A 22,281-nucleotide genomic window follows, 5' to 3' on the forward strand; every position below is an offset into this window, starting at 1 on the left:
AACCGGCTCGCCCGGATCTTCGGTGTCCTTGCCCGGCGCCCGCCGATCGCGGGACGAACGAAAGAAGGCCGATGAACTTCCCCGAACCCGTCGCCATCATCGGAATGGCTTGCCGTTTCGCCGCGGGAATCGAGTCACCAGAGGCGTTCTGGGCGCTCCTGCGCGACGGTGGCGACACCGTCGGCGACCTGCCCGCGGACCGCTGGGAGTGGCACGCCGGCCAGAGCCGCGAGCACGCCGCGGTGGTGCGGGACGTGACCAAGCGCGGTGCGTTCCTCGACAACGTCAAGGAGTTCGACGCCGACTTCTTCGACGTCACCCCGCGCGAGGCGGCGCTGATGGACCCGCAGCAGCGGATCACCCTGGAGCTGGCGTGGGAGGCACTGGAGCACGCCGGCATCCCGCCGCGCTCGCTGGGCGGCACCGACGCCGGGGTGTTCATGGGGGTCGGCGCCGACGACTACGGGCGCCGGCTGCTGGAGGACCTGCCGCGGATCGAGGCCTGGACCGGGATCGGCAGCTCCTTCTGCGCCGTCGCGAACCGGGTGTCCTACGCGCTGGACCTGCGCGGGCCGAGCATGGTGGTGGACACGGCCTGCTCGTCGTCGCTGGTCTCGATCCACCTGGCCGCCCAGGCCCTGCGCTCCGGCGAGTGCCCGGTCGCGCTCGCCGGCGGCATCCTCGTGATGGCCGGCCCCGGCCTGTCGGTGGTGCTCGACGCCGCCGGCGCCACCTCGCGCGACGGCCGCAGCAAGTCCTTCGACGCCTCGGCCGACGGCTACGGCCGCGGTGAGGGCGGCGGCATCGTCGTGCTCAAGCTGCTCGAGGACGCCCGCCGCGACGGCGACCGCGTGCTCGCGGTCATCCGCGGCAGCGCCGTGCAGCAGGACGGCAAGACCAACGGCATCATGGCGCCCAACGGCGAGGCCCAGGCCCACCTGATGCGCCGCGCCTACCAGGCGTCGGGCATCGACCCGTCGACCGTCGGCTACGTCGAAGCGCACGGGACCGGCACCAGCGTCGGCGACCCGCTCGAAGCGGGCGCGATGAGCTCGGTGTTCGGCGCCGGGCGCCCGGCCGACGCGCCGTGCCTGATCGGCTCGGTGAAGCCGAACGTCGGGCACCTGGAAGCGGGCGCCGGGGTCGCCGGGGTGATCAAGACCGTGCTGGCGCTGCAGCACGGGGAGATCCCGGCCAGCCTGAACTTCACCACGCCGAACCCGAAGATCCCGTGGGACACCTCGGGGCTGCGCGTGGTCACCGAAAACACGCCGTGGCCGCAACGGGGTGCGCCGCGCCGGGCCGGGGTGTCCGGCTACGGCTACGGCGGCACCATCGCGCACGTCATCCTCGAAGCCGCCCCCGATACCGGAGCCGCGACGGCGAAGGCGAAGGCGGACGGCACCGGCCGGCCGAACGTCCTGCCGCTGTCCGGGGCGACCGAAGCCGCCGTCGCGAAGTACGCCGGGCGGCTGGCGAACTGGCTGGCGCGTCACCCGGACACCGAACTCGCCGACGTCGGGCACACGCTGGCCCGGCGCCGCCAGCACCTGCCCTTCCGGGCCGCGGTGACGGCCGACAGCACCGCGGCGCTGCGCGCGAAGCTCGCCGAGTTCGCGGCGTCGGGCACCGGCGGCGTCACCGGGCGCGCGCTGCCGGAGACCGCGCGCCAGGACCTCGTCTGGGTCTTCTCCGGGCACGGCTCGCAGTGGACCGGCATGGCCCGCGAGCTGCTGGCCACCGAGCCCGCCTTCGCGGCGGTGATCGACGGGATCGAGCCGATCTTCCAGGCGGAGATGGCGATCTCGGCCCGCGCGACCATCGCCTCGGACGCCCCGCAGCCGGTCGACGTGATCCAGCCGATGATCTTCGCCGTCCAGGTCGCGCTGGCCGCGCTGTGGCGCGACCGCGGGGTCCACCCCGACGCCGTGATCGGGCACTCGGTCGGCGAAATCGCCGCGGCCGTCACGGCCGGCATGCTCACCCTCGAGCAGGGCGCCCGGCTGGTCTGCCGCCGTTCGGTGCTGCTGCGGCAGGTGGCCGGCCGGGGCGCGATGGCGATGGTGAACCTGCCGCCGGAAGAGGCGCGCCGACGCCTCGCCGGCCGCACCGACATCGCCGTCGCGGTCGCCGCCGCCACCGGGTCGACCGTGTTCTCCGGTGACATCGAAGCCGTGCAGGAGACGAGCGAGGTGTTCGCCGCCGAGGGCCTCGCCGTGCGCAAGGTCGACTCCGACGTCGCCTTCCACAGCCCGCACATGGACCCGCTGCTGGAGTCGCTGGCCGCGGCCGCCGCGGACCTGCCGCCCGCCCCGGCCGGCATCCCCGTGTACAGCACCGCGCTGGCCGACCCGCGGTCGGAGGCGCCGCGCGACGGCGCGTACTGGGCCACGAACCTGCGCGGCACCGTGCGGTTCGCCGAGGCCGTCGCGGCCGCGGCGGCGGACGGCTACCGGCTGTTCGTCGAAGTCTCCCCGCACCCGGTGGTCGAGCACTCGATCAACGAGACCCTCGACGAGCTGGGCATCACCGACGCCGTCGTCACGCACTCCCTGCGGCGCAACCGGCCCGAGCGCGAGACCCTGCTGGCGAACCTCGGCGTGCTGCACTGCGGCGGCGCCCACGTCGACTGGGCGGCGCACTGGCCGGAGGGCTCCCTGGCGGACCTCCCGACCACCGCGTGGCAGCGCAAGGAGCACTGGGTCGACGACTCGGTCGGCCGCTCGTTCCTCACCGAGCAGCACGACCTCGACAGCCACACGCTGCTCGGCGGCCGGATCAACGTGCACGGCGTGAACCCGGCCCAGGCCTGGCTGACCTACCTCGACCGCGACTCGCGGCCGTACCCGGGCGACCACCCCGTGCGGAAGGTCGAGATCATCCCGGCCGCGGTGCTGCTCAACAGCTTCCTCACCGCCGCGGCGTCGGCGAAGGGGGCGTGGCACGAGCTCTCCGACGTCGCGCTGCGCGTCCCGGTGAGCGTGACGCGGCCGCGGCACCTCCAGATCGTGCTGCAGGACGGCACGTTCCGGCTGTCCTCGCGGATCATCGAGGACGTCAACGCCGAGGACGGCGACGACAAGGGCTGGGTCACCCACACCACGGCGGCGGTCACCGCGTTCGGCGGTGCGATCCGCGGCCAGCGCTCGGAGGCGCGGACCACCGAAGACCTGCCCACCGGGTACGTCATCGACCGGCTCGCCACCCTCGGCGTCGCCGCGATGGGCTTCCCGTGGGCGGTCGAGGAGATCCGGCGCGGCGAGGGCACCCTCGTCGTCACGGTCGACACCGACCCCGGCTCGGACGAGCCGCCCGCCACCTGGGCCCCGCTGCTCGACGGTGCGCTGTCGGCGGCTTCGGTCGCCTTCGGCGGCCCGCCGATCCTGCGGATGCCCGCGCACATCCACCGCGTCACGCTCGCCGAACGGTCGCCGTCGCGGGCGAAGGTGACCGTGCGGGTGGTCGCCGACGACACCGTGGACGTCGAGATCGCCGACCTCGACGGCACCGTCGTGGGCCGGTTGACGCGGCTCAAGTACGGCGTGCTGGACAGCGAGGCCGGTGCGGTCACGAGCCCGCGCCAGGTCGTGCACGAGCTGGCCTGGCGCCCCGCCGAGGGCGTCGCCGGCGCGCCGTCCGGGAACCTCGTGCTGGTCGGGCCGGACTCGCCGGTGCTGCGGCGGGTCACCACCGGCCTCGACGCGCTCGGGGTCGCGCACCTGGTCGCGGCCACGCCGGAGGGCCTGCCCGAAGGGGTGCTCGGCCCGGACCACACGCTGCTCGTGGTGCCCGCCGCCGGGTCGACCGGCGACGCCGCCGCGGAAGGTTCGTGGCTGCTCGCCCGCACGGCGCAGCGGGTCGCCGCGACCGGGCAGACGAAGACGGCCCGGGTCTGGTGCCTCACCGAAGGCGTCCGCGAAAGCACCGAGGCCGACGCGCTCGCCCACGGCCCGCTGTGGGGCGTCGGCCGCGTGATCGGCGGCGAGCACCCCGGCCTCTGGGGCGGCACCGTCGACATCGGACGGTCCGAGGCGGACATCGCCGGCCTGGTCGAGGTGCTGCGGACGATCCGCGGCGAAGACGTCGTCGTCGTCCGCGACGGCGCGGCCTCGGTCGGGCGCCTGCACCGGCTCGAGGGCGACCCGGCCCGGCCGCGGCTCGCCGCCCGGCCGCACGCGACCTACCTGATCACCGGCGGCCTCGGCGCGCTCGGGCTGGAAGTCGCGTACTGGCTGGCCGACCGCGGGGCCCGGCGCATCGTGCTCGCGGGCCGCCGCGGGCTCCCGCCGCGCGCCCGGTGGGGCGAGCTGACCGACGAGGCCGAAATCGGCGCCGTCGAGTCCGTGGTCGCGCTGGAACGGCTCGGGGTGACGGTGGTGCCCGTCGCGGTGGACATCGCCGACGCCGGCGACGTCGCCGCGAAGCTTTCGCCGGACGCGCTCGGGCTGCCGCCGTTCCGCGGGGTCGTGCACGCCGCCGGTGTGCTCGACGACCGCACGCTCGGCCGGCTCGACGAAGCCTCGCTGCGCCGCGTCATGCGGCCGAAGGTCGAGGGCGCGCTGAACCTGCACCACCTGTTCGAGCCGGGCTCGCTGGACTTCTTCGTGCTGTTCTCCTCGTGCGGCCAGCTGCTCGGCCTGCCCGGGCAGACCAGCTACGCGGCGGGCAACGCGTTCCTCGACGCACTGGCCGCCCACCGCCGCGCGGCGGGTGACACGGGTGCCGCGAGCTACGCGTGGACGTCGTGGCGCGGGCTGGGCATGTCGACCTCCACCGCGGTGATCGACGTCGAGCTCGCCGCCCGCGGCACGGCCGACATCAGCGTCACCGAGGCGTTCGGGGCCTGGGACCTCGCGACCCGGCACGACCTCGGGTACGCGGTCATGCTGCGGACGCTGCCGGCGGAGCCCGGCGTCCGGAAGCTGGCCCTGCTGTCGGAACTGCCCGAGGAGGCCGCGGCCGGCGCCACCGCCGCGGACCTGGTCGACGTGCCGTGGGCCGGGCTCACCGGCGCCGAGCTGTCGGCGGCGGTGATCGAGGAGATCCGCAAGCACGTCGCGGCCGAGACCGGCCTGGCGGCGTCCGAAGTGGACTCCCGGCGGCCGCTGATCGAGATGGGCCTCGACTCGGTGATGACCGTCCGGATCCGGCGCGGGCTCGAGCGGCGCTTCCGGTTCGCGCTGCCCGCGACGTTGTTCTGGGACCGGCCGACGATCGAAGCGGTCGCGGCGCTGCTCACCGAGCGGATGGCCGAGGAGACGGGGGAACCCGAATGAGTTTCGACGGTTTCGTGCCCTGGCCGGCGGACCTGGCCCACGCCTACCGCGCGGCCGGGGTCTGGCCGGGCCGGACGATGGGGTCGTACCTGTGGGAGTGGGCGGAGGACCACGGGGCACGGGAGGCCGTCGTCGACGGCACCACCCGCCTGACCTACCGGGACCTCGCCGTCCGCGCGGACGCCTTGGCCGTGCGGCTGGGGGAACGCGGGCTGTCGCGCGGGGACACCGTGCTGGTGCAGCTGCCGAACACCTGGGAGTTCGTCGTCGTGACCGCGGCCCTGCTGCGGCTCGGCGTCGTTCCGGCGATGATGCTGCCACCGCACCGGGACCACGAGCTGACCGCCATCGGTGCCCACGTGCGGGCCAAGGGCCTCGTCGTGCCGGACACCTGGCGCGGCTTCGACCACCAGGAGCTGGCTTTCCGCGTCAGCGCGGCGCTGCCCTCCTCGGCATCGGTGCTCGTGGTGGGCGACTCCGTCGCGCCGGGAGCGGTCGACGTCCGTGCCCTGATGGATCCCGGCGGTGATGTCGCCGGGCGGCGGGAGTGGCTCGACGCGCACGGCCCCGCGCCGTCGGACATCGCGGTGTTCCTGCTCTCGGGCGGCACCACCGGGGTGCCCAAGGTGATCAGCCGCACCCACGACGACTACCTGTTCAACATCACCCACACCGCGCGGGCGTGCGCCTTCGACGCCGGCACCGTCTACCTCGCGGTGCTGCCGGCCGGGCACAACTTCCCGTTGGCCAGTCCGGGGATCTTCGGTGCCCTGCACGCCGGGGGGCGGGTGGTGTTCTCCTCCTCGCCGCGGCCGGAACCCGTTTTCGCCGCCATCGAGGCGGAGCGGGTCACCGCCACGTCCGCGGTGCCCGCCGTGGTGCTGAAGTGGGTCGAGGCGGCCGCGGCCGCGAAGCCCGATCTGGCGAGCCTGCGGTACGTCCACGTCGGCGGGTCGATGCTCGCCCCCGAGATCGCCGAGCGGATGGCGCGCTCGCTCGGGTGCCGGCTGCAGCAGGTTTACGGGATGGCCGAGGGGCTGGTCTGCTACACACCCCCGGACGCTCCCGACGAGCTGGCCTTCGGCACCCAGGGGCCGCCGGTCAGCCCGTTCGACGAACTGCTGGTCGTCGACGAGGACGGGCGGCCGGTGCCCCCGGGCGGTGAGGGTGAGCTGCTGACCCGGGGGCCGGGGACGCCTCGCGGGTACTACGGGGTGCCGGAGCAGAACAAGCTGTCGTTCACCGAAGACGGCTGGTTCCGCACCGGCGACCTGGTGCGCATCACGCCGGAGGGCTACGCGGTGGTGTGCGGCCGCGTCAAGGACCTCATCAACCGCGGCGGCGAGAAGATCTCGGCCGGCGAGGTCGAGACGCTGATCCAGGAGCTGCCGGAGGTGGCCGAGGTCGCGGCGGTCCCCACCCCGGACCCGGTGTACGGCGAGCGGGTCTGCGTGTTCGTCCGCTTCCACGGCGGGTGTTCGCTGTCGCTGGCGGAGATCGCCCGGTTCCTGACCGAGCGCGGGCTGGCGGCGTTCAAGATCCCGGAGCGGCTCGAGGTGCTGGACGCCTTCCCGCACACCGCGGTCGGCAAGGCGGACAAGAAGGCGCTCAAGGTGCTGCTGTCCCGGATCGACGCGGCGCCCCGCGCCGCTTGACGGGAACTCGGCTCGAGGAAACGGAAACCGGAGCCCTCGGCGGCCCGGGACTCACGTCCCGGTCCCGCCGGGGGCTTTGCCCGTTCCCGGGCCACCACACGCTTCCGGCGCTTCCGAGGCGCGCCGGCTCCCGATCGCGGACAGCACAAGGCGAGGGCCGCCGCTCGGGTACAGGGGAACCCGAACGGCGGCCCTCGCGGGCGACCGTCCCTTTCGGACGGTCAGGCGGCGCGGCCGTCCGTGCGGCGCGCGTTTTCGGCTCCTTGCGCGGCGACGATCGCCGCGTCGAAGTTCGGCTCCCGGCCCACCTCCGGGACGTACTCCGCGTGGACCACCGTTCCGGTCGCGTCCACCACGAACACCGCTCGGGCCAGCAGGCGGAACTCCTTGATCACCACGCCGTACGCCAGGCCGAACGACAGGTCGCGGTGGTCGGACAGCGTGCGGACGCCCTCGACGCCCGCCGCACCGCACCAGCGGGCCTGGGCGAACGGAAGGTCCACCGACACCGTCAGCACCGATGCCTCGCCCAGCCGCGCCACGCTTTCGTTGAACCGGCGGGTCTGCAGGTCGCACACCGGCGTCTCCAGCGAGGGGACGACCGAGATCACCCGCGTCCCGCTCAGCTCGGAGAACCGGACCGGGGCCAGGTTGTTGCCCAGCGCCGTGAAGTCCGGTGCCTGGTCGCCGACGGCGATCTCCGGGCCCAGCAACGTCACCGGGTTGCCGCGGAAGGTCACGACGCCCGTGCGTTCAGTCATCCCGGTTCCCCCTCAGCCCTTGACCGGGCTGGTCTGCTGGGAAACCAGGCGCCACTCGCCGTCGAGCTGCGCCACCACCCACGTGCCGCGGACCGTGCGCTCGGCCGGGACCGTCGTCTCGCCGTCGTACAGCACGCCGCCGTCGGTGATGACCACCGCGACGCCCGGCTCGAGCACCTTGACCTCGATCGGCTCGGTGACCAGCTTGGTGCCCGACAGCGTGGCCCCGAAGGCGTCGGTGAAGAACGCCCGGATCGCGTCCCGGCCGTTGATCTGCTCGTCATCGACGAGGATGCTGCCGTTCTCGGCGAACGACTCGGCGAACGCGCCGGCGTCGTTCGCGTCCCACGCGGCACGGGCGCGCAGCTGGGCGGTCACCGCGGCGCTCTCCTCACCCTGGGTGAACTTCCCGTAGTAGGTGGCCCACTGTTTGGCCCCCGCGACGAGGGACGAAGCCTTCTCGGACATCCGGCTCTCCTTGGCAGACGATGTGGCTCGAATCTCCGTGGCCAGGATTCCGGGAACCGGGGCCGCCCGGCATCTCCTCTCCTGCGCGAACACGGCGCGAAAACACCGGGCAGGACCGGCAACTCAGGAGAGGTCGCGGCGCCGGGCCGCGTGTGACCATGAACGCCGTATGGGCCGATCGTAACCCCGCCGTTGGTTGGCCGACCGATCGAAGGAGAAGCAACAGTGTCCGCACCCACTTCTGACGAACAGGCCAGGCTGGACGACTACTACGGGCCCTTCACCTCCGAAAGGGAAAGGGAAGCCCTCGACGTCCCCCTGCGCCTGATCGCCGCCTGGAGCAAGAACGACGGCTACGGCGTCGCCAAGGCCTTCACCGAGGACGGCATCCTCATCCTGCCCGGCGACGTGCTGAAGAAGGGCCGCGACGAGATCGGCGCCTTCATGGCCGCCGCGTACGCCGGTCCGTTCAAGGGCACCGGCGTCACGGGCAAGCCGGTCAACCTCCGGTTCGTCTCGGACACCGTCGCGCTGATCCGCACGCACGGCGGCATCCTCGCGCCGGGCGAGACCGAGATCGACGAAGAGCTCGCCGTCCGCTCGACCTGGGTCGTCGTCAAGCGCGACAACGAATGGCAGCTGGCCGTGTACCAGAACAGCCCGCGCGGCGCCGGCGCGACGCTCCGCTGGTAACCGAAACCACCCGGGAGATCATTGTGCCGAACACTTCGTGGGGCGATGCCACCGCGATCCTCGCCGCGCACGGCGTCGAGGAGGACACCTCCTTCTACCGCGATTTCACCAGCGCGGACGAAAAGGCCGTCCTCACCGTGCCGCAGCGCATCCAGGACGCCTGGCTGCGGAACGACGCCGACAAGTTCGCCGACGTCTTCACCGCCGACGGCAGCCTGCTGCTGCAGGACAACCAGCTCACCAGCCGCGACGAGATCCGCGGCTACATGCGGACCGGGTTCGCCGGGCCGCTGAAGGGCGCCCACGTCCACGGCTGGCCGCTGGAGGTCAAGTTCCTCGAGCCGGGCATCGCGATCGCGATCACCGAGGGCGGCATCATCCGCGCCGGTGAGTCCGAGATCGCGCCGGAGAACCAGATCCGGGCCGTCTGGGTCGTCGTCCGCAACGGCGAGGGCGACCTGAGCCTGTTCTCGCACCAGAGCAGCCCGGTCAAGGGCTGACGAAGTCCGTGAAGGCCTCCTCGCCCGCGCCCGGCGCGGGCCGGGAGGCCTTCACGGCATTTTGGGAGATGGCGGGCGGCGCCGCCGGGGCTAGCGTCCCAGGCGGGGTCGTCCGGCCCCGCCGACGGCCGACGAGCGAGGGATCCCGATGACCACGGAACTTCCCCCCGGCACCGGGGCACCCGTCGACCCGGCGAAGGCGAAGCCGTTCCCGTCCGTCGCGAGCTACGAGAAGGCGCTCGCCGAGATCCGCGCCGCCGCGGCCGCCTACTACGCCGGCCCGGACGTCGTCATGGACGACGACACCTACGACGCCCTGCTGGCCCGCGCGATCGCGACGGAGACCGCGCACCCGGCGTGGAAGCCCGCGGACACCCCGACCGAAGCCGTCGGCGCGGGTGTGGCGCCGGGCACCGAAGTCCCGCACAGCACACCGATGCTGGGCCTGGACAACGTCTTCGACAGCGAGTCGCTGCGGAAGTGGGCCACGCGCCTCGAGCGCGTCCTCGGTCACCCGGTCACGGCCTACACGGTGGAGCCGAAGCTGGACGGCCTCGCCGTCGCGGCGCGCTACTCCCGCGGCCGGCTCACCCTCGTCCTCACCCGCGGCACCGGCACGATGGGCGAAGACGTCACCACCCGGGCGATCCTGGCCAAGGGTTTGCCCGCCAAGCTCTCGTCCCCGCGGACGATCGAGGTCCGCGGCGAGGTGTTCATGACCGACGAGGACTTCCGCACGGCCAACGAGCTGCGCACCGGGCACGGCGAACCGGCTTTCGCGCACCCGCGCAGCGCCGCGGCCGGGACGCTGCGCGCGGTCGACCGCGCCTACTCCGCGCCGCTTTCGTTCGTCGCCTACGCCGTGCAGGGCCTCGCCGACGACGGCACCCACTCGGAAGCCATGCGGCAGCTGGAAGAACTCGGCGTCGCGACGACGTCGGGCGGCAAGCCGGCGCTGAAGGTCTGCCGGAGCGCCGAGGAGATCGAAGCGGCGGTCGCGGAGATCCGGGACCTGCGCGGGGCACTCGCCTTCGGCGTCGACGGCGTGGTCATCAAGGCCGACCGGCCCGAAGACCGCGAAGCCGCCGGGGCGTCGACGAAGGCGCCGCGCTGGGGCGTGGCCGTGAAGTTCCCCGCCGACACCCGCAGCACCAAGCTGCTCGCGATCGACGTCCAGGTCGGCCGCACCGGCGTGATCACCCCGGTCGCCACGCTCGAGCCGGTGTTCATCGACGGCGTCAAGGTCGTCTCGGCCACCCTGCACAACTTCGACGACCTGCAGCGGCGCAACGTCCGCGTCGGCGACACCGTGTTCGTCCGCCGGGCGGGCGACGTGATCCCCGAGATCACCGGCGCCAAGCTCGACGAACGGCCCGAAGGCGCCCAGCCGTTCACCCCGCCCGAGGTGTGCCCGGACTGCGGCTCGGAGATCGACCGTTCGCAGACGCGCTGGCGCTGCACCGGCGGCCGGACCTGCGGCGCGCGGAAGATCCTGGCGCACTACGCCACGCGCGAGGCGATGGACATCGAGGGCCTGGGCGGCAAGATCATCGACCTGCTGGTGGCCGAGGGACTGGTCGCCGACCCGGCCGATCTGTACGACCTCGACGTGCCGCGGCTCGCGGCCCTCGACGGCCTCGGCGAAATCTCCGGCGGCAAGCTCGTCACGGCGATCGCGGCCACGAAGGCGCGCCCGCTGTCGAGCCTGCTGACCGGGCTCGGCATCCGGATGGCGGGGCGCGCGGTGTCGCGGCGGCTGGCCCGGCACTTCGGCTCGATGGACGCGCTGCTCGCGGCCACCCCCGAGCAGCTGCAGCAGGTCGAAGGCGTCGGCCGGGAACGCGCCGAGACGATCGCGGGCGAGCTGGCCGAGCTGGCCGGCGTCATCGCGAAGCTCGAGGCCCGCGGGCTCACCATGACCGAGCCGGACGCCACCCGGCCCGCGGCTGCGGCGGATACGGCGGCCGTGCTGCCCCTGCGCAAGCCCGACGGTTCGCCGATGCGGGTCGTGGTCACCGGTGCCGTCCCCGGACTGAAGAACCGCGACGAAGGCAACCAGGCCGTCGAACGGCTCGGCGGCACGGCGTCCGGGTCGGTGTCGGCGAAGACGGACCTGGTCGTCGTCGGGGAAGGCTCCGGGAGCAAGGCGGACAAGGCGGCGCAGCTGGGCATCCGGATCCTGCCCGCGGAGCGGCTCGCGGACCTGCTGTCCGCGCACGAGGACGGCGACCGCGAGCGCGCCGCGCGCATCCTCGCCTCCTGACCTCCGCGCCGGCCGCAGCACCGCCCTCGGCCACTTCCGGTCGCCGGTGCGTCCGGACGGTGGTTCGGGGCGGTGCCGCGCGCGGGTCAGCGGAAATGGATGTCGACGCGATCGAACGCGGTGATGGAAGCGTCGTAAACGCCCAGCGTGCACTGCACCGCGGCGCAGTCCACCGTCACGTCCACGCCGTCGCCGATATTTCCGACGTACACTTTCTGCGCCACGATCGTGGTGAACGCGACGCCTTTCGCGTCGCTGTGGACTTCCACGACCGTCGCCGGGTTGCCGGCGCAGCCCGTCGGCACCCAGCCGCATTCGCCGACCCAGAACGTGCCGTTCGCGGGCAGGCCGGTGACCACGGCGGCCACCGTGGCGTTGGCGGACAAGGCAAACGTCGGTGCCGCGAACAGGCGGACCGGCGCCGCGGCGGACGCGGTCGACGCGGACGCGGCCACGACCCCGGCGGCCGCCGCCACCACGGTCGCGAGTCTGCGGATTTTCGTACCCATCGGGAAACTCCCCTCATTGAGGTGTGATTCGGAGGTGCGATTCGGAGAAAGGTGGACCCCTGCCCGCATCCTACGGCGGGCTCGCCGCCTGCGCGGGAATCCGGTGAACCGCATGGGGAACTCCTGAAATTCGCATGGATCGAGACGCCGGCGGCGGGGCCTCCGGAAACAATTCGACTGACGAGTACTCGTGGAGGTCGACCATGCATCTTGCCGCTCCCGTGGCGCCGATCGCGCCGCACCCCTTGCTGCTCTTCTTGCTGGGCCTGCTGGTCCTGTTGAGCCTGGCCAAGCTGCTCGGCCGCCTCGGTGAGCGCTTCGGGCTGCCGTCGGTGGTCGGCGAGCTCGTGACCGGCATGCTGCTGGGCCCGACCCTGCTGGGCCACGTCGCGCCCGGCATCTCGCACTGGCTGCTGCCCGCGCAGCCGCCCGAGCAGATCCACCTGATCGACGCCGTCGGCCAGTTCGCCGTCCTGTTGCTGGTCGGCATCACCGGCACCCACCTCGACCCGAACATCCTGCGCCGCCAGGGCCGGGTCGCGGCGACCGTCAGCCTCTTCGGGCTGCTGCTGCCGCTGGGGCTGGGCATCGCGCTCGGGTTCGTGCTGCCCGGCTCCCTGCTCGGCGGCAACTCCAGCCGCTGGGTGTTCGCGCTCTTCATCGGGGTCGCCATGTGCGTGACGGCCATTCCGGTGATCGCCAAGACGCTCACCGACATGCGCCTGCTGCACCGCAACATCGGCCAGCTGACCCTGGCGGCCGGCATGGTCGACGACGCGGTCGGCTGGCTGCTGCTGTCGGTGGTCTCCGCGGCGGCCACGGTCGGCGTGACGGCCGGCGTCGTCTCGCTTTCGGTCGGCTACCTGGCCGGGTTCGTGGCGCTGGCCGGAACCGTGGGCCGTGTCCTGGTACGCAGGCTGATGGACCTGGCCGCCCGCCGCCCGGAGCCGGGCCCGGCGGTCGCCATGGCGGTCATCATCCTGCTGGCGTTCGGCGCCGCCACGCAGAGCCTCGGCATGGAGCCGGTGTTCGGCGCGTTCGTCGGCGGCATCCTGATCGCGCGGTCGCGGTCGGCGCAGCCGAAGCTGGCGCCGCTGCGCACGGTGGTGCTTTCCGTGCTGGCGCCCCTCTTCCTGGCCACGGCCGGGCTCCGGATGGATCTGACGGCGCTGTGGCACCCGGCCACCGCCTCGGCCGCGCTCGCCCTGCTCGCCCTCGCCGTCGTCGGCAAGTTCGTCGGCGCGTACACCGGCGCCCGGGTGAGCAAGCTCAGCCGCTGGGAGGGGCTGGCGCTCGGCGCGGGGATGAACTCCCGCGGTGTGATCGAGGTGATCGTGGCGCTGACCGGCCTGCGGCTCGGCGTGCTCAACACGGCCACCTACACGATGGTGGTCCTCGTCGCGATCGTCACGTCGGTGATGGCGCCGCCGCTGCTGCGGCTGTCGATGCGGCGCGTGGCGCGCACCGAGGACGAGCGGCTGCGGCTGCTCGACCACGAAGACTGGCTGGGCCACCGGCTGTCTACAGTGGACTCCGCGGGGCCGGCTCCGGACATCGCCCGGCGCGAAGCGGCTTGAGCACCCGGAACGGCCGTCACCACCAGCGGTGGTGACGGCCGTTCCGTCAACCGGCCAGCAGACCGGAAAGCCCGGCGTAGCCGCCTTCGGCCAGCCGCTCGCCGGACGTCGTCGTGTACGCCGCGTCCGCCTCGATGCCGAGGCCCTCGACCATCCGGTTCATGAAGTTGAACAATGCGCACACGAGCACCGCGTCGTGCAGCGCCCGCTCGTCCCAGCCCGCCGCGAACACGGCTTCGGCGTCGGCCTCGGTCATCTTCGACGGCGTGCGCGTCAGCTTGCCCACGTAGGCCAGCACCGGCTTCAGCTTGTCGTCCACGGGAGCGCTTTCCAGGTCCGCCACGGCCGCCGCCAGCACGCCTTCCGGCACGCCGAACGCCTCGGCCGTCACGGTGTGGATGCCGTGGCAGTAGCCGCAGCTGTTCACCCCGGAAACGTAGGCGGCGATCATTTCCCGCTCCCCCGCCGTGAACGGCGATTCGCCGCGCAGCAGCGTTTCGTGGAACGCGAGCAGGTGACGCGCCGGCCCGGGGTAGGCCTGGAACACCTGGAGCAGCGTCGTTTCAGCCGGCAGCGACTTCAGGTAGGACATCGGGTTCCTTTCCCTCGGCGAGCCGGTCGATTTCGTCCCGGCGGATCCAGCAGGCCGTCAGGTACGCCAGCGCGGCCGGCCCGGTGCCCGGTACCGCGACCGCCACCAGGTCGGCCGAGTTCGCCCACTCCTGCCGCAGCGCGCCCACGGCCGGGCGCCCCGGCACGGCCGCGAGCGCCGGCCGCAGCGCCCGCCACCGGGCCACCCCGGCTTCGGCCAGCCCGGCCAGGTCCGCGGCGAAGACGCCGTGCCGGGCCTGGTCGACGACCTGGGTGACCATCGCCGGGTCGTCGGCGAGCGCCGCGAACCCGAGCCCGGCGAGCAGCCGGTCCGGTTCCAGGCCCAGCAGGATCACCCCGGCCTCGGTCTCGGGCCAGGCGTCGACGTCGGGCAGGGTGAAGCGCGAGTCGTACGGTTCCTGCTCAGACACCGGCTCCCACCTCGGTCCGGACGGGCGCGGCGGCGAGCGGCCCGCCCCGCACCCCGCGCGCGATCGCCTCGGCGACGCGGGCGGTGGCGACGCGGTGCCCGTCGATGTTGCGGGCCGCCGGCCCGAGCACCATGCCCGCGGCCGCGCCGACCACGGACACCCGCGGCGCGTGGGTGTAGGCGAGCGTCCGCTCGTCGAGCGCCGGCCAGCCGTCGCGTTCGCCGACGACGTCCTCGGGCAGCAGCCCGCGGCCCGTCTCCGGCGTCGTGCCCAGCGCGAGCACGACGCAGTCGCCGCCGACCCGCTGCCCGCCGGCCAGCCGCACGGCCACCGTGCCCCCGGTCGCGGCCGCCACCCCGGTGACCGCCGCCCCGCGGTGCACCACCAGGCGCCCTTCGGCTTCGGCCCGCTCCAGCAGCGGGCGGAACTCGAACATGATCGAGGCCCGCCGGAACTGCGCCAGCAGCCCCAGCCGGTCGTCCCAGCCGACGTTGCCGACCCGGGCGCGGCCCTCGGGCCGGAAGAACTTCGAGTTGACGTCCGCGCACTGGTAGCGCTCGCCCGGCTCCCGGATCACCCAGTGCACCCGGCGACCGGCCGCCAGCGCGTTCGAGATCAGGTGCGCCGCGGTCAGGCCGGCACCCACCACCACCTGGCGTTCACCACCCGGCGGCGGCCGCTCGTCCCAGTACCGCACCCCCGACGGGGCGGCGCCGCCACCCCACCATTCGCGCGGCGCCTCGCGGCGCTCCTCACCCGGGCAGAGGACGACGTGCCGGGCGGTGACGGTGCCCCGGTCGGTCCGGACGGTGACGTCGGAGCCCCCCGGCCGGACGTCGCGGACCGTGGCCCGCCACGTCCGCCCGGCCACGTCGTGGGTGGCGACCAGGTGGTCGCAGTAGGCCTCGAAGACGTCCACCGGCACGACCGAGCGGTGCCCGGCCTGCGCCATCCGGACTTCCCGGCGCTCGACCGGCGTCAGCCGCGACCAGTGCAGCCGGGCGAAGTCCAGCAGCTCGCAGTCGCGGTAACCCTCGACGCCCGGGTGGTGCTCGTACGGCGAGCGCAGCACCCGCTGGCCGAGCAGGTCGACCCGGTCGAAGAACCGGCGGCACGGCCGGCCGCCGCGGTCGAGCACGACGACGTCGGAGACGCCGTGGTGCCAGAGCGCCGAAACCACGGCCAGCCCGGCCGGGCCGGCGCCCACGACGACGACGTCGGCCCGCGACGGCGGCGCCGGCTCGCGCACGGGCGCGGGCGCGGCCGGCAACCGCGGCCAGTCACGTCCCCGGGGCGACTCCAGCAGGTGCGGGCCGGGGATGAAGGTGGTCACCGGGTCCCCCCGCGTCCGGACGGCACCCGGGTCAGCCGATCACGGTGACCGGGACGATGACCTCGACCATCGGCCGCCGTGCCATCCCGTTCTGGACGAGCTCCTCCAGCGTCTGCTGGGACTGCTCCATGCTGTCGGTCGCGATCGGGCTGTACCGCGAGTAGGAGTACGCCGGCTTGCGCGCGCTCGTCTCCATCTCGTAGACCTTGAGCACGGCCTCGCCGGGCCGGACTTCGCCGCCGTAGAAGGTCAGCCGCCGCTGGTCGGGGGTCATGAACGACTTCGAGAACTGCCGTGACATGACGAGCGTTTCCGGGTCGTTGACGAAAGTCGACTCGTCGTCCATCACGACCTGCATCGCGACCCACGTCTGGTCGGTCAGGTTCGTCTCGGACTTGATGACCTGCCAGCGCCCCGGCTCCGGCAGGTTGACGGTGACCGAGACGTCGTGGTCCGACGTGTCGATGGCGCCGGAGATCATCAGCACCCGGCGGCGGACGTCGGCGACGCCCGCCATCTGGATGTCCCGTGCCCGCACCCGGCCGGAAACGTCCAATCCCGCGAATTCCGGTGACGTCATCGCGCAGCCTCCTTATTTTGCCCCCGAGAGCCCCCATGAACTGCGAACAAGCCCGAGAATTTCACACGGCCCGGCCGGACGTCAAGATGACGAATGCACATTCGAAGGGCCATACGGGCACGCGGCTGCGGCCGCCCGCGCACCGCGAATGCGGCCGTTCGGGGCAGCGGGGTTACGCGGAATGGCGATCAGGCGGCGATGTCGGGCGGCGGTGTCAGGCGGCGGTGTCAGGCGGCGATGCCAGGCGGCGATGTCAGCCGGCGACGTCAGGCCTCGTCGGCGTCGGCGTCGGCGGCGAGTTCGGCCGCGATCTCGGCGGCGTTCGCCGTCGCGCCGTCGTCGAGGGCGCCGACGTAGAGGACGTCGAACGACGATTCGGCGCGCTGGACGTTGATCTTCACCAGCAGATCGGCCTTGACCATGACCATGAAATTGGAAATGTCATCCGGGTCGCCGAAAACGTCGTAAATGAGAAACACGGAACCGTCGCCGATGGCGAACAAAGCTTCGTAGAGAACATTCCGCTCCGCTTGGGTAGCCGATTCCGCCCATTCGTCGATCAGCTCGACACCCGCCGCGAGCCGGAGGTGCATAGCCATCCGCTGGCCTCCCTACCGAGCGCGGCGAACCGAGAGCGAAACAGCTTCCATTCTGACTGTTTCCGGCACCCGGCGGCATCTCGGATCTTGCGGCCTCCCGGCCGGGATCAGTTGTAGCCCAGGATGATCGTGTCGGCGACGTACTCGCGCTGCACCGGCGCTTCGGCCGGCGCGACGGGCACCGCCTCGAGGGCGGTGCGGGGCGCGGGAACACCCAGCGCTTCTTCGATCAGTTCGCGGTCGTTCCGGATCTGGGGAACGGTCATCGCTGTACCTCCGTCTCACTCCTGGCCGCCGTCCATGGTGCGCCTGCGGGGTCGAGGTGCCGTCGCGCCCGGCTGACGGACCGATCGAAACCCGGTCCGCAGCGGGCGAGACGCACGACGGCGCCCCACCGCGGTGCACTGGACGAGCCGGAGCCCGCCACGACCACCGAGGTGCACGATGACCGAGCCTCCTCAGGAGATCTTCACCGAAGCCGAGACCGGACACGACGGCCGAGCGCCGATCCGGACCGATCGGGTGAGCGAAGGAACCCGTCCGGTGCACCCCCGTCCCCGGCGGCTGCCGGTCTGGGACAGCGACGAGTTCGACGCCTACGACGCCTTCGAGCTGGACGACGCGGCCTGACCGGGCCGGCGCGCCCGCGCCCGCCCCGTGCGGCGGTTCCCTCCGGGCGGGACGGGCCGCCGGGTCAGCGGGGAAGGCCGGACAGCCGCCAGGAGTCCGGCCCCGCCGGTTGCGCGTCCCACCGGGCCGCCGGGGCGGCCCAGGCCGAACGCGCCGGCTCCGGCGGCGCCGGAGCCGGCGCGGCCGACACCGCCAGCAGGGCCGCGATCACCGCCGCCAGCTCGGCGTCGTCGGGCAGGCCGCGGACCACCCTCAGCCGGGGGCCGGCGGGCTCGGTTGCTGCCATCGGGGACCTCGAAACGTCAGACGGGGTGGTTGCCGTGCTTGCGCTGGGGGCCGGGCTTGCGCTTGTCCTGCAGCATGGCCAGCCCGCGGGCGATCGCCGCGCGGGTGTCCGCCGGGTCGATCACGTCGTCCACCAGGCCCCGCTCCGCCGCGTACTGCGGGTTCAGGTACTCCGCCACGTACTCGGCGACCAGCCGGGCCCGCAGGGCCGCCGAGTCCGGGGCCGCCGCCAGCTCCCGGCGGAACAGCACGTTCACCGCCCCTTCGGCGCCCATCACCGCGATCTGGTTCGTCGGCCACGCCAGCGACAGGTCGCACCCGATGGACCGGGAGTCCATCACGATGTACGCGCCGCCGTAGGCCTTGCGCAGGATCACCTGGATCCGGGGCACCGTTGCTTCGCAGTACGCGTGCAGCAGCTGGGCGCCCTGCCGGATGATCCCGTTGCGCTCCTCGTCCACGCCGGGCAGGAACCCCGGCACGTCGACGAGCGTCACCAGCGGGATGCCGAACGCGTCGCAGAACCGGACGAACCGCGCCGCCTTCTGCGACGCCGGACCGTCCAGCACGCCCGCGAGCACGCACGGCTGGTTCCCGACCAGCCCGACCACGCGGCCGTCGATCCGGGCCAGCGCGCACAGGACGTTCGGGGCCCAGGCTTCGTGCAACGCGAAGAACTCGCCGTCGTCGGCGATCTCGGTGAACACGTCGCGCATGTCGTAGGGCCGGTTCGGCTCCGCCGGCACCAGCTCGGCCAGGCGCGGCCGCCAGTCCGCCGTCGCCCCCGTCTCGCGCTCGGCCGGTGGCCGCTCGAGGTAGTTGCGCGGCAGCAGGGAAACCAGGTAGCGGACGTCGGCGAGGCAGCTCTCCTCGTCGTCGTGCACCACGGTGGCGACGCCGGAGTGGCGGCCGTGGGTGTCCGCCCCGCCCAGCTCGTCGTGGCTGACGCGCCGCCCGGTCACCGCTTCGACGACGTCCGGGCCGGTCAGGAACATCCAGCCGGTGTCGCGCACCATGAACGTGAAGTCGGCCAGCGCGGGCGAATACGCCGCGCCACCCGCGCACGGGCCCAGGACGACACTGATCTGCGGGATCACCCCGGACGCCTCGACCTGCCGGCGGAAGATGCCACCGTAGCCGTTGAGCGCCAGCACGCCTTCCTGGATGCGCGCGCCGCCGCTGTCGTTGAGCGCGATCACCGGGGAGCCGGTGGCCATCGCCAGGTCCAGCACCTTGTGGATCTTCGCCGCGTGCGCCTCGCCCAGCGACCCGCCGAACACGGTGAAGTCCTGGGCGTAGACGAACACGCGACGGCCGTCGATCGTGCCGGAGCCCGCCACCACGCCGTCGGTGTAGGGGCGGTTCTCCTCGAGCCCGAGCCCGCGGGCCTGGTGACGCCGGTAGGGCTCGATCTCGGTGAAGGAGTCCTCGTCGAGCAGCAGGGCGAGCCGCTCCCGCGCGGTGAGCTTGCCGAGGGAGTGCTGACGCCGCACGGCGTCCATCCGGCCCTCGGCCACGTGCGCGGCCAGCTCGTCGCGCCGCTTGCGCAGCAGCGGCATTCCCGGCTCCGGCTCGGTGGCCGGGTGCAGGGAGATCACCCGGGCCTCGCCGGACGGCACGGACCGGCGGTGGTGCCCCGGCCCGCGGCGGTCACCGCCGGTCAGGGGCACCACGTCGACGTCGTCCAGCGACTGGGCGCCGGCCTCGGACGGACCGCTCACGCGGCGTCCCGCAGCCGGCCGAGTCGCTCCAGGTTGTCCTGCTCGATCTCGGCGACGATGGTGCTCCACACGATGCCGCGGCCCAGCCGGGGCATCGGCCGGGGGATGACTGGTACCTCCGCGGCCACCGGCTCGGCGGGCGCTGCGGCCACCGGGTCCGGGACGACCCGGACCGGGCGCGTGCTGTCGTCGGTCTCCTCGTGCGCGGTCATGGCAGTGCCTTTCCGGTCGCGCCGGAGCCAGCGGGCCCGGCTGGGGTGACGGGTGGAGCCGATGAGACTGGTGAAAGTGCGGCAGGCACGTGGCGCGCGGCGCCCGCAGCCGAGCCCGGAGACGCCGGCGCGGGCATCCCGGCGGCCGAGGCGGGCGCCGCCCGGTGCGCGAGCCGCCCGGCCCGGCGCGCGCCGAGTGCGCCGGTTTCGGCGAGCCAGCGCACGGTGTCCGCCACGGTCTCCGCCAGCGGCCGCGCGGGCACCCCGGCGTCCGGGGCTCCCGCCACGACCGGCACGGCGACCTCGCACACGTGGATCGCCCCGCCCTGGACCGGGAGGCGCCCCGGCCAGCAGCGCTGGAGCGCATCCGCGGCCCGGCCCGCGAAGGCCAGCGCGCGGGCCGGGCAGAACGCCGCCGGAAGCACGCGGCCGGTGACCGCGCGCACGGTGGCGACGTATTCGCGAGTCGTCACGAACGATCCCGGGCCGAAGAACTCCGTGCCGGGAACGCCGTCGAACAGCCGCGCGTGCAGCTCGGCGTTGTCGCGGACGTCGCCGAGCGGCAGACCACCCGTCGGCCACAACGGCATCAGCCCGCGCAGCAGGTCCCGCAGCCGCGCGTTCTGGTCACCCAGGTGCGGGTCGTGCGGGCCGAGCAGCGCCGGGGGCCGGGTGATCGCCGCGCCGTACCGCCGGGCGATCCGCTCGGCGGCCGTCTTCGAGGCCAGGTACGGCTCGCGCGACCGGCCGAGCGGCGACCCGGGCCCGACCGCGGGAGCCGTGGTGGGGTACAGCGTTCCCACCGTCGACACGTGCACGAGCCGGCCGACCCCGGCGGCCCGGGCCGCCGCGAGCACGACCTCGGTGCCGTGCTCGTTCACCCGCAGTCCGGCGCGGCGGCGGGGGTCGAAGGTGTAGACGCCGGCCGCGTGCAGCAGACCGTCCACTCCGGACACCAGCCGGGCGGCCGCCGCCGGGTCGGTGACGTCGCCTTCGACGACGCCGACCGCGTCCGGCGCCACCCCGAGCGGGGCCAGCGCGGCCGCCACCCGGTCCGGCCGCCTGGCCAGCAGCCGCACCCGGTGGCCGTGCCGCAGCAGGGCCCGCACGGTGTGCGCACCGAGGAACCCGGTGCCGCCGGTCACCGCGATGAACATCGCACTCCCCCGGTTCAGGCCGCGCGGGCGCGGCCGTCGACTTCGTGGTAGCCGCCGCCGTAGAAGACGAGCGAGTTGTCTCCCGTGCCGCGGCTGGAGGTGACCACGCGACCGAGGAAGATCGAGTGGTCACCGCCTTCGTAGGCCTCTTCGAGCTCGCACTCGAGCCACGCCAGCGCGCCGGCCAGCAGCGGTGCCCCCGTCCGCGCGCCCGGCGTCCAGGCGACCGCCTCGAACTGGGCCATCCCGGCGGGACGGCGCCAGTCGGCGAAGTACTTGGACAGGTCCTGCTGGTCGGCCGCGAGGATGTTCACGGCGTACGAACCGGCCTCGGTGATGGCGGCGTGCATCCGGGCGGCCCGGGACACGCAGCACAGCACCATCGGCGGTTCCAGCGAGACGGACGAGAAGGCGTTGGCCGTCATGCCGTGGCCGGACTCGCCGCCCGCGGTCAGGACCGTGACCCCGGTTGCGAACTGCGCCATCACCTCGCGCAACCCGGTCTGGGCCGACAGGTGCCGCCGCCCCGGCGAAGCGGGCAGCCGCTTCAGGACCGCCCCGTCGTTGGTTTCCCCGGCGTCGGCCACGTCACGCTCCCCTGCCGTTCACCGTGCTGGTGGCGTAGGGCGCCAGCGCCTCGCGCAGCTGCTCCGGCACCCGCGAGGGCACGGTGGCCGTGTTCGGGCCGCGCATGCAGGCGATCCGCTGCCGGCCGCGGGCGACCAGCCGCTCGCCGTCCGGGTGCAGGTGCACGTAGTCGAAGGCGAACTGCACCTGCGTCGAGGTGAGCTCCTCCAGCCGCAGCCGGATGGACAGCTCGTCGAACGCGGTGATCTCGGCGAAGAACTCGCACTCCACCTTGAGGGTGAACAGCTTGAGGTCGGCGCGGACCTCCTCGAGCACCGCCGGGGCCTTCTCCTTGAGGAACATCTCGCGGCACCGGCCCTGCCAGCGCACGTAGTTCACGTAGTAGACGTTGCCCACCAGGTTCGTCTCTTCGAAGCCGACCGTGTGGCGGATCTCGTAGTAGTCGGACATGC

At 73.4% G+C, this 22,281-nt stretch carries 22 protein-coding genes; 7 read left to right on the top strand and 15 right to left on the bottom strand.

From position 1 onward, the window contains the following. The first annotated feature begins 71 nt into the window (after positions 1-71). Both ACLJOU_RS22475 and ACLJOU_RS22480 read left to right on the top strand, forming a co-directional pair. Entirely contained in the window at positions 72-5,276 is a 5,205-nt protein-coding gene (locus ACLJOU_RS22475; protein WP_410569618.1) for a type I polyketide synthase, read from the top strand. Beyond that, the gene (locus ACLJOU_RS22480) at positions 5,273-6,931 is read left to right on the top strand and encodes a (2,3-dihydroxybenzoyl)adenylate synthase (RefSeq protein ID WP_410569619.1); all 1,659 of its coding nucleotides are present in this window, start codon (positions 5,273-5,275) and stop codon (positions 6,929-6,931) included. Before ACLJOU_RS22475 ends, ACLJOU_RS22480 begins: the two co-directional genes overlap by 4 nt. A 221-nt stretch (positions 6,932-7,152) precedes the next feature. Here ACLJOU_RS22480 and tpx read toward each other — a convergent pair whose 3' ends face one another. Together tpx and ACLJOU_RS22490 are read right to left on the bottom strand one after the other, a co-directional pair. Beyond that, positions 7,153-7,692 (bottom strand): thiol peroxidase, encoded by a 540-nt coding sequence (gene tpx / locus ACLJOU_RS22485; RefSeq protein ID WP_410569620.1) that lies wholly within the window; start codon positions 7,690-7,692, stop codon positions 7,153-7,155. A gap of 12 nt (positions 7,693-7,704) precedes the next feature. After that, positions 7,705-8,160, bottom strand: coding sequence for an SgcJ/EcaC family oxidoreductase (locus tag ACLJOU_RS22490; protein WP_410569621.1), 456 nt, complete (start codon positions 8,158-8,160; stop codon positions 7,705-7,707). A 225-nt stretch (positions 8,161-8,385) separates the two neighbouring features. On the opposite strand from ACLJOU_RS22490, the gene ACLJOU_RS22495 reads away from it, so the two are divergent. The 3 genes from ACLJOU_RS22495 (at position 8,386) to ligA (ending at position 11,616) form a co-directional block, all read left to right on the top strand. Continuing rightward, positions 8,386-8,853 (top strand): SgcJ/EcaC family oxidoreductase, encoded by a 468-nt coding sequence (locus ACLJOU_RS22495; protein ID WP_410569622.1) that lies wholly within the window; start codon positions 8,386-8,388, stop codon positions 8,851-8,853. A gap of 23 nt (positions 8,854-8,876) precedes the next feature. Then, a complete protein-coding gene (locus ACLJOU_RS22500; protein WP_410569623.1) occupies positions 8,877-9,353 on the top strand; it encodes an SgcJ/EcaC family oxidoreductase in 477 nt (158 codons plus the stop codon). A 148-nt stretch (positions 9,354-9,501) separates the two neighbouring features. Then, positions 9,502-11,616, top strand: a complete 2,115-nt coding sequence (gene ligA / locus ACLJOU_RS22505; RefSeq protein ID WP_410569624.1) for an NAD-dependent DNA ligase LigA — start codon at positions 9,502-9,504, stop codon at positions 11,614-11,616. An 86-nt stretch (positions 11,617-11,702) separates the two neighbouring features. Here ligA and ACLJOU_RS22510 read toward each other — a convergent pair whose 3' ends face one another. Next, positions 11,703-12,095, bottom strand: coding sequence for a neocarzinostatin apoprotein domain-containing protein (locus tag ACLJOU_RS22510; protein WP_410569625.1), 393 nt, complete (start codon positions 12,093-12,095; stop codon positions 11,703-11,705). Between the two features lie 233 nt (positions 12,096-12,328). On the opposite strand from ACLJOU_RS22510, the gene ACLJOU_RS22515 reads away from it, so the two are divergent. After that, entirely contained in the window at positions 12,329-13,702 is a 1,374-nt protein-coding gene (locus ACLJOU_RS22515; protein ID WP_410569626.1) for a cation:proton antiporter, read from the top strand. 46 nt (positions 13,703-13,748) lie between these two features. Here the strand turns inward: ACLJOU_RS22515 and ACLJOU_RS22520 are convergent, their stop codons facing one another. From ACLJOU_RS22520 to ACLJOU_RS22545, 6 genes are all read right to left on the bottom strand, one after another. Continuing rightward, positions 13,749-14,294, bottom strand: a complete 546-nt coding sequence (locus ACLJOU_RS22520; RefSeq protein WP_410569627.1) for a carboxymuconolactone decarboxylase family protein — start codon at positions 14,292-14,294, stop codon at positions 13,749-13,751. Next, positions 14,266-14,724, bottom strand: a complete 459-nt coding sequence (locus tag ACLJOU_RS22525) for a DUF6187 family protein (RefSeq protein ID WP_410569628.1) — start codon at positions 14,722-14,724, stop codon at positions 14,266-14,268. Before ACLJOU_RS22525 ends, ACLJOU_RS22520 begins: the two co-directional genes overlap by 29 nt. Then, entirely contained in the window at positions 14,717-16,057 is a 1,341-nt protein-coding gene (locus ACLJOU_RS22530; RefSeq protein ID WP_410569629.1) for an FAD-dependent oxidoreductase, read from the bottom strand. The genes ACLJOU_RS22525 and ACLJOU_RS22530 overlap by 8 nt, the downstream gene beginning before the upstream one ends. 31 nt (positions 16,058-16,088) lie before the next feature. After that, positions 16,089-16,574, bottom strand: a complete 486-nt coding sequence (locus tag ACLJOU_RS22535; RefSeq protein WP_410569705.1) for a DUF6423 family protein — start codon at positions 16,572-16,574, stop codon at positions 16,089-16,091. A gap of 329 nt (positions 16,575-16,903) precedes the next feature. Next, positions 16,904-17,230, bottom strand: coding sequence for a DUF6235 family protein (locus ACLJOU_RS22540; RefSeq protein ID WP_410569630.1), 327 nt, complete (start codon positions 17,228-17,230; stop codon positions 16,904-16,906). A gap of 113 nt (positions 17,231-17,343) precedes the next feature. Further along, positions 17,344-17,502: a hypothetical protein gene (locus ACLJOU_RS22545; RefSeq protein ID WP_410569631.1), complete on the bottom strand. Its 159-nt coding sequence runs from the start codon at positions 17,500-17,502 to the stop codon at positions 17,344-17,346. A 178-nt stretch (positions 17,503-17,680) separates the two neighbouring features. On the opposite strand from ACLJOU_RS22545, the gene ACLJOU_RS22550 reads away from it, so the two are divergent. Then, on the top strand, positions 17,681-17,866 hold the full coding sequence (locus tag ACLJOU_RS22550) for a hypothetical protein (protein ID WP_410569632.1): 186 nt from the start codon (positions 17,681-17,683) through the stop codon (positions 17,864-17,866). Between the two features lie 64 nt (positions 17,867-17,930). On the opposite strand, the gene ACLJOU_RS22555 is transcribed toward ACLJOU_RS22550, so the two are convergent. The 6 genes from ACLJOU_RS22555 to ACLJOU_RS22580 are packed head-to-tail and all read right to left on the bottom strand — an operon-like array spanning position 17,931 to position 22,279. Further along, positions 17,931-18,152, bottom strand: a complete 222-nt coding sequence (locus ACLJOU_RS22555; protein WP_410569633.1) for an acyl-CoA carboxylase epsilon subunit — start codon at positions 18,150-18,152, stop codon at positions 17,931-17,933. Positions 18,153-18,168: 16 nt separating this feature from the next. Next, positions 18,169-19,872, bottom strand: coding sequence for an acyl-CoA carboxylase subunit beta (locus ACLJOU_RS22560; protein WP_410569634.1), 1,704 nt, complete (start codon positions 19,870-19,872; stop codon positions 18,169-18,171). Further along, complete coding sequence (locus ACLJOU_RS22565; RefSeq protein WP_410569635.1) at positions 19,869-20,084, bottom strand: DUF6222 family protein; 216 nt, start codon at positions 20,082-20,084, stop codon at positions 19,869-19,871. The genes ACLJOU_RS22560 and ACLJOU_RS22565 overlap by 4 nt, the downstream gene beginning before the upstream one ends. Continuing rightward, entirely contained in the window at positions 20,081-21,241 is a 1,161-nt protein-coding gene (locus tag ACLJOU_RS22570; RefSeq protein WP_410569636.1) for an SDR family NAD(P)-dependent oxidoreductase, read from the bottom strand. Before ACLJOU_RS22570 ends, ACLJOU_RS22565 begins: the two co-directional genes overlap by 4 nt. 14 nt (positions 21,242-21,255) lie before the next feature. After that, the gene (locus tag ACLJOU_RS22575; protein ID WP_410569637.1) at positions 21,256-21,828 is read right to left on the bottom strand and encodes a flavin reductase family protein; all 573 of its coding nucleotides are present in this window, start codon (positions 21,826-21,828) and stop codon (positions 21,256-21,258) included. A 1-nt stretch (position 21,829) separates the two neighbouring features. After that, positions 21,830-22,279, bottom strand: coding sequence for an acyl-CoA thioesterase (locus tag ACLJOU_RS22580; RefSeq protein ID WP_410569638.1), 450 nt, complete (start codon positions 22,277-22,279; stop codon positions 21,830-21,832). Positions 22,280-22,281 lie beyond the last annotated feature (2 nt).

It is taken from the genome of Amycolatopsis sp. cmx-4-61 (assembly GCF_046548775.1).
Lineage (GTDB): Bacteria > Actinomycetota > Actinomycetes > Mycobacteriales > Pseudonocardiaceae > Amycolatopsis.